At 64.6% G+C, this 19831-nt stretch carries 17 protein-coding genes, 1 tRNA gene and 1 pseudogene; 12 read left to right on the top strand and 7 right to left on the bottom strand.

Annotated elements, in window-relative coordinates:
• The first annotated feature begins 80 nt into the window (after positions 1 to 80).
• Both dnaG and rpoD read left to right on the top strand, forming a co-directional pair.
• Positions 81 to 2093, top strand: coding sequence for a DNA primase (dnaG, locus tag IVB12_RS36175; RefSeq protein WP_247307426.1), 2013 nt, complete (start codon positions 81 to 83; stop codon positions 2091 to 2093).
• 376 nt (positions 2094 to 2469) lie between these two features.
• On the top strand, positions 2470 to 4602 hold the full coding sequence (gene rpoD, locus IVB12_RS36170) for an RNA polymerase sigma factor RpoD (protein ID WP_247307423.1): 2133 nt from the start codon (positions 2470 to 2472) through the stop codon (positions 4600 to 4602).
• A 166-nt stretch (positions 4603 to 4768) separates the two neighbouring features.
• Here the strand turns inward: rpoD and IVB12_RS36165 are convergent, their stop codons facing one another.
• Entirely contained in the window at positions 4769 to 5005 is a 237-nt protein-coding gene (locus tag IVB12_RS36165; protein ID WP_247277465.1) for a hypothetical protein, read from the bottom strand.
• 732 nt (positions 5006 to 5737) lie between these two features.
• On the opposite strand from IVB12_RS36165, the gene IVB12_RS36160 reads away from it, so the two are divergent.
• Entirely contained in the window at positions 5738 to 6544 is an 807-nt protein-coding gene (locus IVB12_RS36160; protein WP_247307420.1) for a lytic murein transglycosylase, read from the top strand.
• A 58-nt stretch (positions 6545 to 6602) separates the two neighbouring features.
• Here the strand turns inward: IVB12_RS36160 and IVB12_RS36155 are convergent.
• Positions 6603 to 6734: pseudogene (locus IVB12_RS36155) on the bottom strand (acetoin dehydrogenase); the annotation flags it as partial.
• 154 nt (positions 6735 to 6888) lie between these two features.
• On the opposite strand from IVB12_RS36155, the gene IVB12_RS36150 reads away from it, so the two are divergent.
• The 4 genes from IVB12_RS36150 (at position 6889) to IVB12_RS36135 (ending at position 10380) form a co-directional block, all read left to right on the top strand.
• Entirely contained in the window at positions 6889 to 7254 is a 366-nt protein-coding gene (locus tag IVB12_RS36150) for a response regulator (protein ID WP_247307417.1), read from the top strand.
• Between the two features lie 55 nt (positions 7255 to 7309).
• Entirely contained in the window at positions 7310 to 7921 is a 612-nt protein-coding gene (locus IVB12_RS36145) for a LysE family translocator (RefSeq protein ID WP_247307415.1), read from the top strand.
• Positions 7922 to 8510: 589 nt separating this feature from the next.
• The gene (locus IVB12_RS36140) at positions 8511 to 9719 is read left to right on the top strand and encodes a GGDEF domain-containing protein (RefSeq protein ID WP_247307595.1); all 1209 of its coding nucleotides are present in this window, start codon (positions 8511 to 8513) and stop codon (positions 9717 to 9719) included.
• A 40-nt stretch (positions 9720 to 9759) separates the two neighbouring features.
• Positions 9760 to 10380 (top strand): peptidoglycan recognition family protein, encoded by a 621-nt coding sequence (locus IVB12_RS36135; protein ID WP_247307413.1) that lies wholly within the window; start codon positions 9760 to 9762, stop codon positions 10378 to 10380.
• A gap of 200 nt (positions 10381 to 10580) precedes the next feature.
• Here IVB12_RS36135 and rpoH read toward each other — a convergent pair whose 3' ends face one another.
• Complete coding sequence (gene rpoH / locus IVB12_RS36130) at positions 10581 to 11480, bottom strand: RNA polymerase sigma factor RpoH (RefSeq protein WP_157328162.1); 900 nt, start codon at positions 11478 to 11480, stop codon at positions 10581 to 10583.
• 220 nt (positions 11481 to 11700) lie between these two features.
• Positions 11701 to 12708, bottom strand: a complete 1008-nt coding sequence (locus IVB12_RS36125) for an RluA family pseudouridine synthase (RefSeq protein ID WP_247307410.1) — start codon at positions 12706 to 12708, stop codon at positions 11701 to 11703.
• On the opposite strand from IVB12_RS36125, the gene IVB12_RS36120 reads away from it, so the two are divergent.
• Entirely contained in the window at positions 12707 to 13048 is a 342-nt protein-coding gene (locus tag IVB12_RS36120; RefSeq protein ID WP_247307406.1) for a hypothetical protein, read from the top strand. The genes IVB12_RS36125 and IVB12_RS36120 overlap by 2 nt on opposite strands.
• 56 nt (positions 13049 to 13104) lie before the next feature.
• A tRNA-Glu gene (locus tag IVB12_RS36115) sits at positions 13105 to 13179 on the top strand.
• Between the two features lie 101 nt (positions 13180 to 13280).
• On the opposite strand, the gene IVB12_RS36110 is transcribed toward IVB12_RS36115, so the two are convergent.
• Positions 13281 to 14306, bottom strand: a complete 1026-nt coding sequence (locus tag IVB12_RS36110; protein ID WP_247307403.1) for an alpha/beta fold hydrolase — start codon at positions 14304 to 14306, stop codon at positions 13281 to 13283.
• Between the two features lie 1022 nt (positions 14307 to 15328).
• Here IVB12_RS36110 and IVB12_RS36105 point away from each other — a divergent pair.
• Positions 15329 to 16819 carry an amidohydrolase family protein gene (locus tag IVB12_RS36105; protein WP_247307400.1) on the top strand — a complete coding sequence of 497 codons (1491 nt, stop codon included), beginning with the start codon at positions 15329 to 15331 and terminating at the stop codon, positions 16817 to 16819.
• A 3-nt stretch (positions 16820 to 16822) separates the two neighbouring features.
• Positions 16823 to 17749 (top strand): GTP-binding protein, encoded by a 927-nt coding sequence (locus IVB12_RS36100; RefSeq protein ID WP_247307397.1) that lies wholly within the window; start codon positions 16823 to 16825, stop codon positions 17747 to 17749.
• Positions 17750 to 17768: 19 nt separating this feature from the next.
• Here IVB12_RS36100 and IVB12_RS36095 read toward each other — a convergent pair whose 3' ends face one another.
• Complete coding sequence (locus IVB12_RS36095) at positions 17769 to 18146, bottom strand: tautomerase family protein (RefSeq protein ID WP_247307394.1); 378 nt, start codon at positions 18144 to 18146, stop codon at positions 17769 to 17771.
• Positions 18147 to 18309: 163 nt separating this feature from the next.
• Here IVB12_RS36095 and IVB12_RS36090 point away from each other — a divergent pair, with 163 nt between their 5' ends.
• The gene (locus IVB12_RS36090; protein ID WP_247307391.1) at positions 18310 to 18909 is read left to right on the top strand and encodes a TetR/AcrR family transcriptional regulator; all 600 of its coding nucleotides are present in this window, start codon (positions 18310 to 18312) and stop codon (positions 18907 to 18909) included.
• Between the two features lie 154 nt (positions 18910 to 19063).
• On the opposite strand, the gene IVB12_RS36085 is transcribed toward IVB12_RS36090, so the two are convergent.
• Complete coding sequence (locus IVB12_RS36085; RefSeq protein ID WP_247307387.1) at positions 19064 to 19564, bottom strand: hypothetical protein; 501 nt, start codon at positions 19562 to 19564, stop codon at positions 19064 to 19066.
• Positions 19565 to 19831 lie beyond the last annotated feature (267 nt).

The raw sequence follows: 19831 nt of genomic DNA, 5'->3' as shown, positions 1-19831 counted from the left end.
ACAAACCTGACTTTTGTGCAGGCGGCACCTATATGCCTGATCTTGGCCCGGCTCATCTCGCTCGGGCAAGACTGGATCTCATGCGCTTCACGCCCCAATTCCTCGACGAGCTTCGTGCCCGGCTTTCGGTCTCCGAAGTCGTCGGCAAGCGCGTCAAGCTGAAGAAGGCGGGGCGGGAGTGGAAGGGGTTGTCGCCGTTCCAGCAGGAGAAGACGCCGTCCTTCTACGTCAACGACCAGAAGGGCTTTTACCACGACTTCTCCTCCGGCAAGCACGGCGACATCATCAGCTTCGTGATGGAGACGGACGGCGTGCCGTTCGCCGAGGCCGTCGAGCGGCTCGCGGGCATGGCGGGCCTGCCGCTGCCGGCCGTGACGCCGGATGCGGCCCGGCATGAGCAGCGGCGCAAATCGCTGCATGACGTCATGGATCTTGCGGCAAAATTCTTCGCCGAGACGCTGGCCTCGCGCTTAGGTGCCAAAGCGCGCGGCTATCTGGCCGACCGCGCCATTTCGCCGGCGACGCAACTGCAGTTCCGCCTCGGCTATGCGCCGCCCGACCGCTTCGCGCTGAAGGAGCATCTCGGCAAGCTCGGCGTGTCCGTTGACGACATGGTCGAGACCGGACTGCTCGTCGCCGGCGACGATATTCCGGTGCCGTACGACCGCTTCCGCGACCGCGTGATGTTTCCGATCACGGATTTGCGCGGCCGCGTCATCGCCTTCGGTGGGCGCGCGCTGGAGAAGGACGTTCCGGCCAAATATCTGAACTCGCCGGAGACGCCGCTCTTCCACAAGGGCGACAATCTCTACAACCACCAGACCGCGCGCAAAGCCACCCATGACGGCGGCGCCCTGATCGTGGTCGAAGGCTATGTTGACGTCATCGCCATGGTCGCCGCGGGCTTCGCAGGCACCGTCGCGCCGCTCGGCACCGCGCTCACCGAAAGCCAGCTCGGGCTGCTGTGGAAGATGGCGGACGAGCCGATCCTCTGCTTCGACGGCGACCGCGCCGGCCAGAAGGCGGCTTACCGCGCCGCGGACCTTGCCTTGCCGTTCCTCGCGCCGGGCAAGAGCCTGCGCTTTGCGCTGCTGCCGGAGGGGCAGGACCCCGACGATCTCGTTCGCTCGGGTGGCCGCGGCGCGATCGAGGACGTGATCGCGGCGGCGCGACCGCTCGCGGAGATGATCTGGTCGCGCGAGCTCGAAGGCGGCAATTTTGCCACGCCCGAGCGCCGCGCCGCTCTGGAGGCGCGCATCAAGGAGCTCTCCAACGGCATCCGCGACGAGGTGGTGCGGCGCTATTACCGCGACGACTTTGCCAATCGGCTCCAGCGCGCCTTTGCCCCCGAAGGCGGGCGCGGCGGCTTTGGCGGCCGGGGCAGTTTCCGCCAAGGTGGCGGCGGTCGGCCATTCCAGCCCAGGGCTGGGGGAGGCGCGAATCGATTCGGTGGCCATGGATTTGGCGGCGCCCGCCGCGGCCCGCCCGGTCCCGTCCCGCTGCCGTCCGGTCCATACCAGGCGGCGAGCCCCCAGCTGGCGGCAAGCCCGATCATGCGCGGCCAGCGCAGTGCCATCTCCCGCCGGGAGGCCTTGATCCTGCAATGCCTGATCAACCACCCCTGGCTGCTCCATGAGCACTTGGAGGAGGTGGCCGCCCTGGAGCTGGCCCATCCCGAGGCCCATAAGCTCAGGGCCGGCATCATCGCCGCCTTCGCCAACGATCATCACCACTCACCGGACCCGGGCGAGCAGGCCGAGAAGATGCGGGGCGACCTTGAGAAGGGCGGGTTTTCGCAAGTTCTTCAAAGGGTTGAGAACGGCATCACCACCGTGGCGGTGTGGGGCGCCCGGGAGGGCGCGGCGCGGGATGACGTTCTTGCCACTTGGCATCAGCTGGTTGCCTTGCATCGGCAATGGCATTCACTACTTAGAGAGCTGAAAGACGCTGAGCTGGCCCTGGGGGAGGACCCCAGCGAGGCCAATTTGGCGTGGCTGCGTGACGTCAAGGCTCGGATAGGCGAAGTCGACGGTACCGAGGCTCTGATCGAGGGTTTTGGCGAACTGTCGGGTCGGCTCCAGAAGAGCATGTAATGAAAGAATCATGCGGACGGCCGGGGTCGGAACCGCTAAAAGACTCGCCAAATCCTTGGTTTGGCGGCAGAAACAGGGTTAATCGAGGCTTAACGGTCTTGTAGCACTTTGGCCCGAAGGCGGCCGCAGGCAGAACAGATGCGTCAGGAATGAATCCGCGCAACCGCTGTTGGCACTACACCTGCATCCGCTGCGACAAAGAGGCTCACGAAGCGTTAGGCAAATCCGGCGAGAGAAAGTTGGGGGTGGCGAGAAGTTTGTGCGCCGCCCTTTCCGTGTCGAGAGCTGCCGAAGCGAGAGCGTCGAGCAACAGGTTCATGTGAATTCAGGCAGGCGGGGCGCGCCGTCTGCATTGAAGCGCGTTGAGGAGCAATGGATGGCCACCAAGGCAAAGACGCTGCAGGCGAAGGACAAGGAAAAGGACGACAAGGCAGCGGATGCGCCGGAGAAGGACTCCCAGGACGCGCCCTCGCCCTTGCTCGACCTGTCCGACGCCGCCGTGAAGAAGATGATCAAGCAGGCCAAGAAGCGCGGCTTCGTCACCTTTGATCAGCTCAACGAGGTCCTGCCGTCCGACCAGACCTCGCCCGAACAGATCGAGGACATCATGTCGATGCTCTCGGACATGGGCATCAACGTCACCGAAGCCGACGACACCGAAGGCGAGGAAGACAAGGACGAGGGCGAGGACGAGACCGACAACGAGCTCGTCGAGGTCACCCAGAAGGCCGTCACCGAGGTCAAGAAGAGCGAGCCGGGCGAGCGCACCGACGATCCGGTGCGCATGTATCTGCGCGAGATGGGCACGGTCGAGCTGCTGTCCCGCGAAGGCGAAATCGCCATCGCAAAGCGCATCGAGGCCGGCCGCGAGGCGATGATCGCGGGTCTGTGCGAAAGCCCGCTGACATTCCAGGCCATCATCATCTGGCGGGACGAGCTCAACGAAGGCAAGATCTTCCTCCGCGACATCATCGATCTCGAAGCGACCTATGCCGGCCCCGACGCCAAGGGCGGCATGAACACCGCGATGATCGCCGGCCCGAACGGCGAAGCGTCGGCCGAGGGTGGCGAAGCCACCGCGTCCGCCGCTGCCCCCGCGCATGTCGCGCCGCCCGCCGCGCCGCCGTCGCCCACCCCGTTCCGCGCCGCGCCTGCGCCCGGTGCCACTGAGGCCGGCGAGGACAAGGATCCAGCCGAGTCCGCCGCCGAGTCCGACATGGACGACGACGAGTTCGAGAACCAGATGTCGCTCGCGGCAATCGAGGCCGAGCTCAAGCCGAAGGTGGTCGAGATCTTCGACAAGATCGCCGACAGCTATAAGAAGCTGCGCAAGCTTCAGGAGCAGGATATCCAGAACCAGCTCCAGAACGAGTCGCTCTCGCCGCACCAGGAGCGCAAGTACAAGAAGCTGAAGGACGAGATCATCGTCGAGGTGAAGTCGCTCCGCCTCAACCAGGCCCGTATCGACTCGCTGGTCGAGCAGCTCTACGACATCAACAAGCGCCTCGTCTCCTACGAGGGCCGCCTGATGCGTCTTGCCGACAGCCACGGCGTCGCGCGCGAGGACTTTTTACGCAACTACACCGGCTCGGAGCTCGATCCGCGTTGGCTCAACCGCGTCTCGAAACTCTCGGCCAAGGGCTGGAAGAATTTCGTTCATCACGAGAAGGACCGCATCAAGGACCTTCGTCACGAAGTGCATCAGCTCGCCGCCCTCACCGGCCTCGAGATCGTCGAGTTCCGCAAGATCGTGCACTCCGTGCAGAAGGGCGAGCGCGAGGCACGCCAGGCCAAGAAGGAGATGGTGGAAGCCAATCTCCGTCTGGTGATCTCGATCGCCAAGAAGTACACCAACCGCGGCCTGCAATTCCTCGACCTGATCCAGGAAGGCAACATCGGCCTGATGAAGGCGGTCGACAAGTTCGAGTATCGCCGCGGCTACAAGTTCTCGACCTACGCCACGTGGTGGATCCGGCAGGCGATCACCCGCTCGATCGCCGACCAGGCGCGCACCATCCGCATCCCCGTGCACATGATCGAGACGATCAACAAGATCGTGCGCACCTCGCGCCAGATGCTCAACGAGATCGGACGCGAGCCGACGCCGGAAGAACTCGCCGAGAAGCTCGGCATGCCGCTCGAAAAGGTCCGCAAGGTCCTCAAGATCGCCAAGGAGCCGCTGTCGTTGGAGACGCCGGTCGGTGACGAAGAGGATTCGCACCTCGGCGATTTCATCGAGGACAAGAATGCGATCCTCCCCATCGATGCCGCGATCCAGTCCAACCTGCGCGAGACCACCACGCGCGTGCTGGCATCTCTGACGCCGCGCGAAGAGCGCGTCCTGCGCATGCGCTTCGGCATCGGCATGAACACCGACCACACGCTGGAAGAAGTCGGCCAGCAGTTCAGCGTGACGCGCGAACGCATTCGTCAGATCGAGGCGAAGGCGCTGCGCAAGCTGAAGCATCCGTCGCGGTCGAGGAAGCTGCGGAGCTTCTTGGATAATTAATTCTGATCGTCATGCCCCAGCCTGACCCGGGCATCTATCCGAACGAAACGGCGGGCGCAAGCCCGCCGTTTTTGTTCGTGCCTGTCTGCCAGCAGCGTTCAGCCAAGAAGCGTCATCTGCTTCTGTCAGCTGCTTGTCTGCAAGATGGGGCGCTGGCGATGTTTGCCTATTTCTTCTTCACCCCGACCCGCTCAATCCGCTTGATCTCGAGCGGTGGCCGACCGCTCTTTTCGGCGATCTCGCGGTCCTGCTCCATGATGAAGCCGCGCGCGGGCTCGTCGCCGTCGAGGCCGCCGAGCAGCTCGGTGGGCACGCGGCGGTTGGAGCGCTGGGTATCGTCCTCATAGACGACGTTGAAGAAGGCGAACTCGCCTTTGGGATTGGTTCCGGGTTTCTTGGCCATGGCGGCTTGTCGTCGATCAGGGCGCCGCAGTCAAATGACTTCGGCGGTTATCGACGTTGGCGATGCATTGAAGGCGAGGGTGCCCGCCGCGGCTGCCGGATCAGATGTCGTTGCCTCGGAGTGCCAGGCGTGATGTGAACTCCCAATCAACGGCGGGCCGCGAAGCCCGCCGTTGATCTTTAGTCTTCAGTTATCTTTGGTCTTCGGTGTCGCCCGGGGCTGGCGGGGTGACAACCTAAAATAGAAGACTATCGAAGGCGCCATGCGATGGCAAGGCAAATCGTGGCGGCGTTGAGGTCGCAGCGGGCGGATCAGATATGCGTTGGCCGCGGCATGCCGACTTGATGCGCGTCGCAACAATCGTTTGGATCACCAAATCACTTTGTTCATTGTTCGGGCCGTCGCAATGCAGCGCGACTGGCTCGCAGCGAGGCGCGCCAGGCTGTATGTCTTCCCGCCTGCCTGCAATGTGTGATCGCGAGCGCCGAATCGAGGTCCACTATCGCGATAAATCATGCGGTCACCGGGCCGCTGCGCGCGTCTCGTTAAACGCCGCCCGGAAGACGAGAGGAGAGTGTCGGAATCGTCCATCTCGCGTCGCTTGGATACGATGTCGAGGCGGATCAAGCTCGCGCGCCTTCACGGCGAGGCTTTGCTGCTTTGACGCGAATTCGGTTCCCGGGCATGATCGCGCGCTGCTTTCCGCGCTCATTCTTCAGAGGATTAGAGGGTATGTTGAGACACGCTTTGGCCACCGCCTCCATCGTCTGTCTGGCCGGTGGGTCGGCGCAGGCCGCGCGCTGCGGCGGCGACTTCAACGCTTTCGTCGCCAGCATGGCCGCGGAGGCGCAAGCCTCCGGCGTCTCGGCGAGCGTGACCAATGCGGCGCTCAGCGGTGTGACCCAGGATGGCGCCGTGCTTGCCTTCGATCGGCGCCAGCGCCACACCTTCAATAAGAGCTTCGAACAGTACGTCTCGACCCGCGTCGGCCCCGGCCGCATCAATGGCGGGCGGGCGCTGCTCCAGCGCCATGCCGCGCTGCTCTCGCGGATCGAGCAGAAGTTCGGCGTGCCCCGCTACATCCTGGTCGCGATCTGGGGGCTGGAGAGCGATTTCGGCAAGGGCGATACCGGCAAGCTGCCGGTGATCCGCACGCTGGCGACCCTGGCGCATGACTGCCGCCGTACCGATCTGTTCCAGGGCGAACTGCTCGCCGCGCTCAAGATCGTGCAGCGCGGCGACCTGCCGCTGCGCGATCTCATCGGCGCCTATGCCGGCGAGATCGGCCAGACCCAGTTCCTGCCGTCGTCCTACATCAAATACGGCGTCGATTTCGACGGCGACGGCCACGTCGACCTCCGCCACAGCGTCCCCGACGTGCTCGCCTCGACTGCGAACCTGCTCCACACCAGCGGCTTCAAGATGGGCCAGCCCTACGGTGAAGGCACGCCGAATTTCGAGGCAATGCGCGAGTGGAACAGGGCGGTGGTCTATCGCAAGACGATCGGGTATTTCGCGGATCGGCTGATGGGGCAGTGAGGGGGCGCACGGCTAACGCTCGCAAGTGACGGGGGGCGTCGCGCTGCTGTCGCGCCGCGCCCGGGCGGAAGCGCTGGAGCAGATCCATGAAGCGGGCGTCGTTGCCGATCAGGATGCGGGGCTCGTTCCTCTCGATGCCTCGGCTCATGCGCAGGGCGGCATCCTTCGGCGTGGTCTTCGCCGCGTTCTCGGGTCATGGCGGCGGCGCCGCGAATCGCAGACATGGATCTCCCCGTCAGTCCGGAAAGCGGGAACTATGATTTACATTTTTTCAGAATGGAACTGAACCACGGCCGATTTGGGCTTTTAACATACGATACGAAGCAAGCATTGGGAGCCGCTCCATGGGACAGGCACAGCCATTTCGTGCAACAGCGCTGATTGTCGAAGACGACCACATGCAGCGGGAGATGCTTTGCGTTCTCCTCGAGGAAAGTGGGTACGAGTGCGAGAGTGCGGAGGCGGCCGAACGCGTGCTGGAGAAGAATGCGGGCGCACTCTGCCTGATGCTGACGGACGTTCAGCTCGCTGGCCGCATGAACGGGGTCGAACTCGCTCATCTCGCCAAGGGCCATAATCCGAAGCTCGACGTCGTCGTCACCTCCGGGCGGCCCCTGATGCAGCCGCTGCCTGACGGTGCCAAGTTCTGGGCCAAGCCGTGGGCGCCGCTCGACGTGTTGCGCGAGGCCGAGATCGCGCAGCTGTCCTGAGGGCGGTCGCCGACCATCGCTTTTCCGACGTAAGGCGCGGTGATAAGGTCCAATCATGACCTGGTCGTTCCTGCTCACCTCGCTCATGGTGGTCGCCTCGCCCGGCACAGGCGTGCTCTACACGCTGGCGGCGGCGCTCACCCGCGGCTCGCGCGCCAGCATCGCCGCGGCCTTCGGCTGCACGCTGGGGATTGTGCCGCACATGATGGCGGCGATGCTCGGCCTTGCCGCGGTGCTCCACACCAGCGCGCTTGCCTTCGCCGCGCTGAAATGGTGTGGCGTCGCCTATCTGCTCTACATGTCCTGGCAGGCGCTGCGCGAGCGAGGTGCGCTCGCGGTCGAGGGCAAAATCAAGGAGCGGTCGAGCGGCCGCGTCATCGTCACCGGCTTCCTGATCAACATCCTCAATCCCAAACTGTCGATCTTCTTCCTCGCCTTCCTGCCGCAGTTCATCGCGCTCGACGAGGCCCATGTGCTGGCGCGGATGCTGGAATTGAGCGGCGCCTTCATGGCGATGACCTTTGCGGTGTTCGTCGTCTATGGCCTCTGCGCCGCCTCGGTGCGCGAGCGCGTCATCTCCCGGCCCCGCGTCATGGCCTGGCTGCGCCGCAGCTTCGCCGCCGGCTTTGCCGCACTCGGCGCCAAGCTGGCGTTCGCGGAGCGGTAGTCTTTCTTTCTCCCAATAAAAAAGCGGGCCTTGCGCCCGCCACCTTCAAACTCTCGATCTTGCCCGACGCCCGGGCGGAGCGAGGCTCCACCCGGGCAAAGAAAAAGAAGCTGCGTTACTTCTTCTTCGCCTTCTTGGCCTTCTTCGCCTTCTTCTTCGCCGCCTTCTTCGCTTTCTTAGCCATAGTATCCTCTTAGGGTTTAATGGTGGGAACGCGACACGAGGGATGCTCGGCGGAGGGCCAGCCTCGCAACATCCTCGACGACAAACTCAGCAGATTCGCGCTCCTCTGCCCCGTGCCGTCACATCTGTGTCATCGTGTTATCCACAGCTCAGATGCATTTTCAGGTGATTTTGCTGCGCGAATCCGCATCGCCGCGTCGGCGCACCGTCGCTTGCGACAGGCTTAACGATCCGACAACAGCCAGGCGCCGTTCATGAATCCAAAACCAAAGGCGCGTTTTCAAGAGTCGCAGTGAGACTCCATTAAGCGCAACTCGCGCATTGTCGCCGGAAGAAAACGGGGATGGGTGATGGACGGACGGCTGCCAGGGACGGGGGGCGCGACGCTGCGCGTGCCGCACGCGCCATGCTGAACGTACCGACATTGTGGACGGTCTTCGTCGTCAACTTCCTGGCGCTCGGTGTGATCTGGGCCTACGTGACGCGCTCCTATCCGAAATTCGCAGCCGCGCGATTCTGGATGGCCTCGTCCTTCGTCGGCGCCGCCGGCGCGATGACGGCCCTGATCCGTCTGTTCGTCGCCTCGCCCCTGCCGCTTCTGCTCGGCGCAGCCGGCGTCATTGCCGCGAGCTGCCTCGCCGCCATGGGCATTCAGCGCTTCTATGACCGGCCGGTCTCGTGGCGTCTCATGACCGCAACGGGAGGCTTGAGCCTCACCGGCGTCATGGTCTTTACAGTCAGCTTCGAGCACATGCAGCTGCGCATGCTCAGCTACACGCTCGGCCAGGCCTTGCCGCTGGTGCTGGCGCTGCGCCTCCTGCTGTCGCCGGAGGGGCGTGTCAGCCCCGGCGCGCGGCTGTCCGGCATCGTCATCCTCGGCATCATCGCGATCCTGTTCGCCCGTATGGTGGGCAATCTGCTCGGCCACGATCTCTCGGCGCGGGCCGGCGGCCAGACCCATGCCGTCATGGTGCTGGGGCTGCTGTTCCTGTCGATGACGCTGAATTTCGGTTTCCTGCTGCTGGCAATGGACAGCTTGCGCAACGAGGTTGCCGACCTCGCGCTGCTCGACGATCTCACCGGCGTCGCCAACAGGCGGCATCTGCTGCAGCGCCTGACCGAGGAATGCGCCCGCTCGGAGCGCGGCGGCGCGCCGTTCTCGCTGCTGGTGATCGATCTCGACGGCTTCAAGACCATCAACGACACGCATGGCCATGCCGCGGGCGACGCCTGCCTGAAGCACTTCACGCTGATGGCGCAGACGCGCCTAAGGCCCGGCGACATGCTGGCTCGTACCGGCGGCGACGAGTTCTGCATCGTGCTGCCGTCGTCGTCGCTGCGCGAGGCTGCCGCGATCGCTCGCCGCGTGCTCGAGGTCTGCCGTCAGGACGCCGCGGCCTGCACCGGCCGCGACATTCCGATCGCGATCTCGATTGGGGTTGCACAGTGGGACCGCGGCGTCGGTCAATTCCCGGACCGCCTGATCGCGCATGCCGACCACGCCCTCTACGCTGCCAAGAAGAACGGCAAGAACGATCTTGCCGTCTACGATCCGGCCCCGCCGCTCTCGCCCGAGCCGATCGGTCCCGGTGAGGCCGCGCACCACTTCGCGTAAGGGCGTGCTACATCAGGGGTCGCATTGGACCCGCATCACGATGTCCCGCCTGCTCGCGGTCGTTCTTGCCGCCCTGTACCTGACCGTCCCCGCCGCCGCTGAGAATGCCGAGCTGGAAAAACTCGCGCGCGCCTCCGGCACGCCCGAGATTCCCGGCCTGAAGATCGTGTGGCTTGCGCCATGGCGCGACGTCGACAGCGCAAACCGTTGGCGCAACATCATCGTGCACCAGACCGAGGGGCCCGCCGGTTCGGCGCGGGGCGGCGCGCTGGCGCAGGCGAAGAACCCGACCCGGCGCGGGGTCACGGTGTGGGTCGAGACCGACGGCACGGTCTATTGGGCGGTGGCGGAGAATTTGGTGCCGACCCATGGCGACGGCGCCAACCGCAACGACAACAAATACATCGATAACAGGTCGACCTATCGCCAGATCGTGCGCGACAATTCGATCGGCGTCGAGTTCGCCGGCAATTATCCTGACGTTGCGGCCGGGCCGACCGAGGCACAGGTCGCAGCCTGGAAGATCCTGGTTACGGTGCTGCGCACGCGCTACGGCATCCCGGCCGATCGCGTCTACGCGCACAATTGGATCGACTACAAGGACGCCCGCTATTGCGAAGGCTGCTGGCTCGCGACGCTGGCGAGGGTTTGGGGGGAGTGAGCGCCCGATCGTGCATCAATCCCGCTCGCTGCGGCACTTCCGCCGGCCCGTCTGCCGCCAGCACGCGCGGCGCATGACAGCGCGCGTGATGCTGCACTTCGCACCGCTCAACAAGGCACCGCCCCAAACAAAAAAGCCGGCGTTGCCGCCGGCTTTTGTCTCTCTTCGACCCGCCAATTCCTGGCGCCGACAAAGCCCGCTTAATGCGCGGCTTCCAGCGCAGCCTGTTCCTGTCTTGCGATCGTGCCCTTGACCGCGGACTGCACCTTCTCGAAGGCGCGGACCTCGATCTGGCGGACGCGCTCGCGCGACACGCCGAACTCGGCGGCAAGGTCTTCCAGCGTCATCGGCTCATCGGCGAGGCGGCGGGCCTCGAAGATGCGGCGTTCGCGCGGGTTGAGCACGCCCATGGCGCCGTTCAGCGCGTCACGGCGGTGATCATACTCCTCGTGCTCCGCCATCATGGCTTCCTGGTTGGGCGTATTGTCGACCAGCCAGTCCTGCCATTCGCCGGCTTCGCCGTCGTCGCGGATCGGCGCGTTGAGCGAGGCGTCGCCGCCGAGACGGCGGTTCATGTCGATCACGTCCTGATCCGTCACGCCCAGCCGCTTGGCAATGGTCGCGACCTGGTCGGGGCGGAGATCGCCTTCGTCCAGCGCGTTGATCTTGCTCTTCGCCTTGCGCAGGTTGAAGAACAGCTTCTTCTGGTTCGCGGTGGTGCCCATCTTCACGAGTGACCAGGAACGCAGGATGTACTCTTGAATCGACGCCTTGATCCACCACATCGCGTAGGTGGCGAGACGGAACCCCTTCTCGGGTTCGAATCGCTTCACCGCCTGCATCAGGCCGACATTGCCTTCCGAGACGACCTCGGAGATCGGCAGGCCGTAGCCGCGATAGCCCATGGCAATCTTGGCCACGAGGCGGAGATGGCTGGTGACGAGTTGGTGCGCCGCGTCGCGATCGTCATGCTCGCGCCAACGCTTGGCGAGCATGTATTCCTGCTGGGGTTCCAGCATCGGAAACTTGCGGATCTCGGCGAGGTAGCGAGAAAGGCCGGATTCTCCATTGAGGACCGGCAAAGCAGCGGTACGGGCCATAGTGCGCCCTCCAAAAGGTTCAGGCCCCCGATAGCGGCGGGCCAGGCAGACGACCGCTGTGTTAAAGCCGGCCGTAGCTGCGATGTTCCGCGTTGGGTCAATTTCAACGCAGGCGCAATATAGCCTATCGGGGCTCGAAAAGGGAAGGATTGCTGACGTCACGTCCCCGTGTGGCAGCTATAACTTTTTGTAATGTAAAGGCTTTCTGAAGGGGCCTGCGTCATAGCGCCGCTTTGAGGCAGCTTTGAAGGAGAAGCAAATCCTCCGGCAGGGGTGCCTCCCAGTGCAGTAATTCTCCGGTTCTTGGGTGCTCAAATACTAGCAGGTAAGCGTGTAAGGCCTGTCGCCCCAGCGCCGTCAAGGCCGCCTGCGACTCAGGCCCGAGCTGGTTCGCCTTGGTCTTGAAATGCGGACCATAGACCGCGTCGCCCAGCAGGGGATGGCCGATATGGGCGAGGTGGACGCGGATCTGGTGGGTGCGTCCGGTCTCGAGCTCGCAGGCGAGCAGGGCAGCGACGGGTTTGCCATCGCGGCCGGCAAAGCTCTCCAGGATTTCCCAATGCGTCACTGCCTCGCGGCCGCCCTGGCGCACCGCCATCTTTTCGCGTGCATGCGGATGGCGGTCGATCGGCGCGTCCACCGTGCCGCGATGCCGGTTCGGCACGCCCCAGGCGAAGGCCATGTAGCCGCGCCGCATCTCGCCGGTGCGGCCGTGGTCGGCGAATTGCGCGGACAGCGAGGCATGGGCGAGGTCGTTCTTGGCGACCACCATCAGCCCTGTCGTGTCCTTGTCGAGCCGGTGCACGATGCCGGGCCTGCGCACCCCGCCGATGCCGGATAGGGAGGCGCCGCAATGGGCGATCAGTGCGTTCACCAGCGTGCCGGTCTCGTGCCCGGCCGCGGGGTGCACGACCAGGCCCTTCGGCTTGTTGATGACGATGATGTCGTCGTCCTCGAACACGATATCGAGGGCGATATCCTCGCCTTTCGGCTCCGCCGGCGCCGCCTCCGGCACGTCGATTGTGATCGTATCGCCGGGACTGACGTGATAAGCGGGGTCGCGGACCGCGGAGGCCTTCAGGTGTACTGCGCCCGCCAGGATCAGGGCTTTCAGCCTCGATCGCGACAGTTCGGTAAGGTGCGCCGCCAGCACGCGGTCGAGCCGGGCCGAGCCCTCGTCGCCGGCGACGACAACCTCCAACCTTTGCGCAGAGCCCGAGCTTTCCATGACGACCGAAACCGCTGTTCCCGAACCGACCCCCGAGCAGGCCGCGCTGTTCGCGCGGGTGCGGCGGATGATGCTGATCGCGGGGTTGACCACGGCGCTGGCGATCTGCGCCGTCCTGATCGCGGTGGGCTACCGTCTTTTCAAGTCGGAGGGAAGGGCGGTCGAGGTGGCCGGCGACGTCATCGCTACCCTGCCGAAAGGCGCCAGGATCGTCTCGACCGGCGTGGCGGGCGATCGCCTCGTGGTCACACTGGACATCGGCGGCGTCACCGAGCTCCGCACCTTCGATGCCCACACCTTGAAACCGGCCGGAATGTTGAAATTTGCCAATGAGCCCTAAAACGGCTGCTGGGTCCTTGCGGCGGACAAATTTCGAGGTTATTGGCTAACCCTCACGCTCCCTTCGTCTAGCGGTTAGGACGCGGCCCTCTCAAGGCTGAAACAGGGGTTCGATTCCCCTAGGGAGCGCCATTTGCCTACGAGCTGGGCACTCCAAAATCGGCCGTTTTTACGGCTCGAAGCCGCAACGAGCGCTTGAGCAAGCTCTTCATGTGGCTTGGCACGGCGCGCCCTTACGCGGTCGTGCCGTCGATCGAGCGGCGGATCACCCGCTGCACTTCCGCATTCGATAGAAACAGGTCGTGGTTGACGATGCCCCAGCCTTCCTGGGAGGCATCGATCACGCGCACACCAAGCCGCGCGATGGCGGCCTTTTCGGCGGCGCCGACCCTCGTCATTCCACCTGCGATTTGTCCCGACAGCGCCAATGCGCGATCGTTCGTCGCAGCAATCACGGTGATCTTGCCGGCGAGCGGGCCGATGCGCTGGATCGCCGACGAGAATACGTCCATGTCGATATCAGGCGCGGCAAACACGACCGAGCCGATCTTGCTCGCAACGGTGTCGCCGTAGCGGGCATAGAGCTGACGCAGGCTTTCGAGCGTCAGCATGGTTCCCATGCTGTGCGCAACGATGTGCACTCGACCGGCGCTTGGAGCCGACACCAGCGCAGAGAGCACGCGTTCGAAATCGTCGCGAGACCACATCGCGCTGTCGCGGTCATAGGCATAGTCGAACAATCCTGCCTTGGAGGGCCAGGAGAACACCATGGTCCGGCCGCGGAACTTGATCCCATCGGAGAGATGGGCGCCGTCCAGCACCGCCGTCTCGAATGTCTGCTTGAAGCCGTGCACATAGATCAGCACGTCTCCTCCGCCGGCCTGCGCAACGAGATCGGCAAGGTCGGCCGACACCGGCTCGACCCGATCCACGCGCCAATCGCCAAGTCCAACAGAGGCAAGAGAAAGACGGCTTTCGTCCGGCGCCACCAGCTTCGCCCGCGCGACCGTCATGCTGGTCGCGCGCTCCGGCCCGAACCAGGGTTTCGTGCGACCGCCGCTCACGGGCTTGCGCGTGGTGGTAACAAGCAATGTGGGGTCGATAGAAAGGGACGAGGCGTCGAAGCGCGCGCCGGTCGCACCCAAGCCGGCGCATCCGCCGAGCGCGAGGGCACTCCCTGCCGACACAAATCCGCCGAGCAGAGCGCGGCGGGAAACAGCATGATGCGAGTCGCGTTGCAGGAGACGTCGGATGATCACAGGAACCTTTGGGAACTTTGCCCACCGTAACGCCGCCCCGGCTAGCTCCCTGAATGACAATGGAGGCGAGAAGACGGCGGAGCCGCTTCGCGATTGGCTGTATGATCATGGCGTTCGCGTCCGCCGCCGCAGGACGTGCGAGCCGTCCCGTGAAGTTCTGGAACCGGCTGGCGTCGTTTCAATGATGACCGGCCGACACCCTTGCGGCATAGCAACCTAGCGCCGGTCGTAAAAATTGCCGGGCCGTCGCGCGGTATCGGCGGCGGCTCGGATGGGACCCACTGACGTCGGGCAAAACAGCGAAATTGGCGTCAAGCCTTCCTTGCAAAAATATTCCACTTTACCGAAATTCGGATTTGTCGTATGTGTCGCCCATTCCAGCCCACCAAAGGGGCGGTCGTACGTCGTCACGAACGCGGGCTGGAGTTGCGGTGGACGCGGGCGGCGTTAAAGGCGGGCTTGTGCGTGCAGGGCGAGATGAACCTCGTGAGCATGGCACGTCCTGCGAAGACGGACGGCGCCCATGTCCGGCGAGGCCTTTTGGCGGAGCCGGATGGCTCGCGTACGGCGAAACCGTGTGGTCCTGGCCGTCGTTGCTACGGTCAAGCTCTTGCGGATGCGGCATTGGCGTCAACCGGCGCGGTGTCCGTGACTTCTGCGAGGGCGAGGGAGGCCAGAACGAATTCGGCTCCCGGGAGAGCGCGGCATAGGCCGTCAAACCATCGCGCAGGGAAGGCCTGGTTTCGGCTGCCCTGTGTCTCCCCTGTGCATTGCGTGTGCATTCGTTCAGCGCAGGGGTCTTATGGGTGCCAGCCGGCGCCCGGTCTTCCCTGCGCCCTTTCCTCCGAGAGGGTTGAAGAGGAGAGCACAGCTCGGGCACAACATGCCGCGGGGCTGCAAGCGCGCGTCCGTGATCTCCTGTCAACGACCTTCCGTGGAAGCATGATGCGTCGGCCTCGGTGGAGGTGGTCGTTGCCCGCGGAATCTGCCTTGATGCGATATCAGCGCGGAGGAGTTTCGACATGAGCGGCTTGGTGATCTCTGGCGGTCGGGTGGTGGATCCCGCCAGCGGAATGGACGCCATCGGCGACGTTGCGGTGGTGGACGGCAGGATCGCCGCGGTCGGCGCCTCGCTCGGCAGCGCCGAGCGGGTGATCGACGCGACCGGCCTCGTGGTCGCGCCCGGCTTCATCGATCTGCACGCGCATGGCCAGTCGGTCCCGGCCGACCGCATGCAGGCCTTCGACGGCGTGACGACGACGCTCGATCTCGAGGCGGGCGTGCTGCCGGTCGCATCCTGGTATGAACGCCAGGCCAGGAAGGGGCGCGTGCTGAATTACGGCGCCGCCGCTAACTGGGCATTTGCGCGCATCGGCGCGATGACGGGCTCTAATGCGGAGAGTTCGCTGGAGGCTTTCGGCAATGCCATGCGCGACCGCCGCTGGATCGACAACGTCGCGACCGATGCGGAGGTCGCCGGCATCCTCGATCGCCTTTCGCGCGGCCTCAACGAGGGCGGCATCGGCATCGGCATCTTGAACGCTTATGCGCCCGGCGCCGGGGTGCAGGAGCTCACTGCGGTCTGCCAGCTCGCGGCTGCAAAGGACGTGCCGACCTTCACCCACGTCGCCTTTATGTCGCGCATCGATCCTGAGAGCGCGGCGGAAGCCTATATCCGCCTGATCGGCTATGCCGGCGCCACCGGCGCGCACATGCACATCTGCCATTTTAATTCATCGAGCAAGACCGACATCGAGCGCTGCCGCGTGCTGGTCGAGAAGGCGCAGGTGCAGGGCCTGCCGATCACGGTTGAGGCCTATCCTTACGGCACCGGCTCGACCGTGCTCGCCGCCGCCTTCTTCAGCGATCCCGAGTTCGTCGAGCGCAACGGCACCGGCTATGATTCGGTACAGCGGGTGACTGATGGCCATCGCTTTCGCGACCGCGAGGAGTTGCTCAAGGCGCAGGCCGAAGAGCCGTCCTCGCTGGTGCTCTGGCACATCCTCGACACCGAGAACAATGCGCATCACCGCGACCTGCTCGACCTCTCGGTGCTGTATCCCGGCGGCGCAATCGCCTCCGACGCGATGCCGTGGACGCTGCCTGACGGCTCGACCTACACCGGCGATGCCTGGCCCCTGCCGGATGATGCCACCTCGCATCCACGCTCGGCCGGCTGCTTCACGAAATTCATCCGCGAATGGGTGCGTGAGCGCAAGACGGTGTCGCTGCTCGAAGGCGTGCGCAAATGCGCGCTGATCCCCGCGGAGATATTGTCGCAGAGCACGCCGGCGATGCGCGCCAAGGGCCGGCTCGATAGGGGCGCGGATGCCGACATCGTCGTGTTCGACTACGAGAAGCTCTCGGACCGCGCGACCTTCACGGCGATGAACCGCCCCTCCGAGGGCGTGCGGCATCTGATCGTCAGCGGCGAGCCGCTGATCAGTGATGGCGTGCTGGACGTGGCGGCGCGGCCTGGCCGCCCCGTGCGCCGGCCCGCCATCGGGAGCTGATTCATGCCGGTCCCCATCCTCCTGGTGACGGGCTTTCTGGGGGCGGGCAAGACCACGGTCGTCAACCATCTGCTGGCGCATGCGGACGGGCGACGCATCGCCGCCGTTATCAACGATTTCGGCGCGATCAACATCGATGCGGAGTTGATCGCCGGTGCGAGCGACGGCGTGGTCAGCCTCGCCAACGGCTGCATCTGCTGCTCGCTCGAAGGAGATCTCTTGCGCACGCTGTCGACGTTGCTGCGGCGCGATCCTAAGCCCGAATATATCGTCATCGAGACCAGCGGCGTCGCCGATCCCGCCGACATTGTGCGCAATCTGATGGATCCGGTGATCCTGCGCGAGGCGCCGCTGGAGACGGTGCTCTGCGTGCTGGATGCGACGGCGCCGCCGGCCGCCCTGGAGGATGCGCTCCAGCGGTCGCAGTTGCGCGTTGCCGATATCGTGGCGCTGAGCAAGCTGGATCTGGCGGATGCCGGCGCAGGGCTGCGCATGCGCGAGGCCATCCGGGCACAGCGCGTCCCTGCCGCGGTGGTCGATGCGAACCATGGCGAGATTCCTGCCGCGCTGCTGTTCCCCGCGAACGTAGATCGCGCGCCTGCGCTGCGCGAGCCAGGGCCGAAACGTCCCGCCGAGGAGCGCTTCGAGACGCTGAGCTGGACCTCGGAGCAGCCCATCTCGCTGCCGCGTTTGCAGCAGGCCATCAGCCGCCTTGCGCCAAAGCTGGCGCGCGCCAAAGGTCTGTTCGAGACCATCGAGCAGCCCGGCCGCCTGATGGTGTTTCAATTCGCCGCCGGCCGCGCCACGCTGGCGCCGGGTGAAGCGCCGGCACCAGGCGCGCCGCGAGCACGGATCGTTTTCATCGCCGAGCTCGGGGTGCTCACGAAGGCGGAGCTGGATGGAATCATGGAGGCGTGCGTTGCAGGCTGAAGCTGCAGCTCGTACCACATCAGGCGAATTGCGCGATGCCGTTTCCGACCGACCAATTCTCCTTGGGCGCATCGAGCACGTTCACGAACACGTCCGCGGGCCGGATGCCCGGGCTTTCTCCGAGCAGGTCCGCGATGCGGCGATACAGCGCCGTCTTCTGCTCTGCGGTGCGCGAGGCGAACACCGTGATCTGGATCAGCACGGCGTCATCGCTGCGCTGGACGCCGTAGGCGTTGCCGCAGCGGAAATTCGCGGGCGCGAGCTCGCTGATGGTCATGAATTGGTCGCCCTCGGGCACGTTCAGCGTCTCGCGCATCGCGCGGTAGAGGCCGTCGAGGATCGCCTGCCGATAGGCTTCCGGCTTGCCGGCGCGCATCGAGATGTGGAGCAGAGGCATGGGGATTCCCTTTTTGGTTTCGGCGCGACCGCCTGCTAGCGGGCCGCGCATAGACGAAGCTGGCGATCAATTTGTTTTTGACGTAGTGTCAAAAAATCACGTTCTTGACACCTTGTCAAATACTATCGGCCAAGTCAGGACCGGCAGTGAAAGAGGATCGCCATTGAGACCGCGCGAGTTCGACCACGACGACGTCCTGCGCATCGCGTTCGAGCAGTTCTGGCGCAAGGGTGTGCGCGGCACATCGCTGTCGGACATCGCGCGTGATGCCGGCGTCCAGCGCGGCAGCCTCTACAATGCGTTCGGCAGCAAGGAGGCGCTGTTCTTGCAAGCCTATGAACGCTACGCAGGCGATTATCTCCTCGTCCTGCAAAAGGCGCTCGGCGCGGGCTCATTGCGCAAACGCCTCGCCGCGTTCTTCGACTTGACCATCAGCAACTTCCGCTCGGGCTCTCCCCCGCGGGGATGTCCGACCACGCGTGGCTTGATGGAGCTCGGCGCGGCCGAAGGCGAAGGGCTGGATGAGGAGGCGCGTCAGGCTTTTGCAAGCCTCGTCTCGCGCATCACTGCTCTGGTCCAGGATACGCTGTCAGCGGGCGCCGAACGTGGCGAGTTCAGCGGCAACCCCGCCGCCGCAGCCCTGCACATCGTTACGGTGACGCGCGGTCTCGCCGTGCTCGAACGTGCATTCGGCGACGAGCCGCAATTGCGCAAGATCGCCGCCCACACAATCGACCTCGTGCTGGGTAAGAAGTGTGGCTAGGTGGATATGCGACAAACGACGATCCCAGCGGTGGTCGCGCCGGGATCGTCTGGAGGTTTTATGGAAGGCGTCGAGCTCCGCCTCTCCATGGCGACGTTGATAGCGCAAGGCCGCTCCGGATGCGACTAGAAGCCGTCAAAATGTCAGCACAACGTCAGTGCAGCGTCGGACTGCCCACAAACCAGCTTTTCATAGCCATCGTCCGATCATGCGCGAATGAGCGGACGTGCCGGTCGGGCAGGATGAGACCTGCCATGCGGAAGATCGTTGCAAGCCCGCGCACCGGCGCCAGCGCCCAATCGGCTCCCTCCGGCGGCAGCCAGCACTCGAACTGCTCGCGCGCGACGTCGATGCGCTCCTGCTGGGTCGCGGCAATCGCCCGCAGGATTCCGTGCTCACTATCGGACATGCGCGGGCAGGTGGGGCAATGCACTTCGATCGCCGTATGCGCCATGCACGCAAAGATCTCGATGATGGATTCCAGTGAGGGCACCGCATCGCCGACGCGAAAATGGTCGTACACCTGCTTGATCTCGGCCGCAGTCGGGACGGCGCTTCCGCTGCGTGCTTTCGCCCGAAATCCCCAGATGAAGAGCCGCTCCGCCGCGCTCAGCGCGGGAAGGTTGAGGGACCCGGTATATGTCGATTGATGCATTGAGACTCCGGCCTTCGGCTGTGCTCACGCCATGGCTGGCGTTGATCATCTGCGCCGATGGTTCTGCCAGAGCCCTCTGCAAGTCAACGTTCGCAGGGGCGATATCGAGGTCTTCTAGATTTGAGAAGCTTCAATCTCGGATGCAGCCAGCTTTGCAGGCCCGCGAAGCCGGGCGGTGCACCTGCACTCGTCCCTACGCAATTTTGCGGGGACTTGGGAAACCAATGCTTAAAGCTTTGCTAAGGAGCGCAGGATAAACTGGCATAT

Origin of the sequence: Bradyrhizobium sp. 179, assembly GCF_023073535.1 — a bacterium.
Classification (GTDB): domain Bacteria; phylum Pseudomonadota; class Alphaproteobacteria; order Rhizobiales; family Xanthobacteraceae; genus Bradyrhizobium.
This window is presented reverse-complemented; position numbering and strand designations above follow the sequence as displayed.

Excerpts from the sequence above, each read along its gene's own strand:
- IVB12_RS36095 (WP_247307394.1), bottom strand. The coding sequence starts at position 18,146 with ATGCCTCTGCTCCACATCTCGATGCGCGCCGGCAAGCCGGAAGCCTAT.
- IVB12_RS36100 (WP_247307397.1), top strand. The coding sequence starts at position 16,823 with ATGCCGGTCCCCATCCTCCTGGTGACGGGCTTTCTGGGGGCGGGCAAG.
- IVB12_RS36150 (WP_247307417.1), top strand. The coding sequence starts at position 6,889 with ATGGGACAGGCACAGCCATTTCGTGCAACAGCGCTGATTGTCGAAGAC.
- IVB12_RS36120 (WP_247307406.1), top strand. The coding sequence starts at position 12,707 with ATGACGACCGAAACCGCTGTTCCCGAACCGACCCCCGAGCAGGCCGCG.
- IVB12_RS36145 (WP_247307415.1), top strand. The coding sequence starts at position 7,310 with ATGACCTGGTCGTTCCTGCTCACCTCGCTCATGGTGGTCGCCTCGCCC.
- IVB12_RS36105 (WP_247307400.1), top strand. The coding sequence starts at position 15,329 with ATGAGCGGCTTGGTGATCTCTGGCGGTCGGGTGGTGGATCCCGCCAGC.
- IVB12_RS36165 (WP_247277465.1), bottom strand. The coding sequence starts at position 5,005 with ATGGCCAAGAAACCCGGAACCAATCCCAAAGGCGAGTTCGCCTTCTTC.
- rpoD (WP_247307423.1), top strand. The coding sequence starts at position 2,470 with ATGGCCACCAAGGCAAAGACGCTGCAGGCGAAGGACAAGGAAAAGGAC.
- dnaG (WP_247307426.1), top strand. The coding sequence starts at position 81 with ATGCGCTTCACGCCCCAATTCCTCGACGAGCTTCGTGCCCGGCTTTCG.
- rpoH (WP_157328162.1), bottom strand. The coding sequence starts at position 11,480 with ATGGCCCGTACCGCTGCTTTGCCGGTCCTCAATGGAGAATCCGGCCTT.
- IVB12_RS36140 (WP_247307595.1), top strand. The coding sequence starts at position 8,511 with ATGCTGAACGTACCGACATTGTGGACGGTCTTCGTCGTCAACTTCCTG.
- IVB12_RS36160 (WP_247307420.1), top strand. The coding sequence starts at position 5,738 with ATGTTGAGACACGCTTTGGCCACCGCCTCCATCGTCTGTCTGGCCGGT.
- IVB12_RS36085 (WP_247307387.1), bottom strand. The coding sequence starts at position 19,564 with ATGCATCAATCGACATATACCGGGTCCCTCAACCTTCCCGCGCTGAGC.
- IVB12_RS36135 (WP_247307413.1), top strand. The coding sequence starts at position 9,760 with ATGTCCCGCCTGCTCGCGGTCGTTCTTGCCGCCCTGTACCTGACCGTC.
- IVB12_RS36125 (WP_247307410.1), bottom strand. The coding sequence starts at position 12,708 with ATGGAAAGCTCGGGCTCTGCGCAAAGGTTGGAGGTTGTCGTCGCCGGC.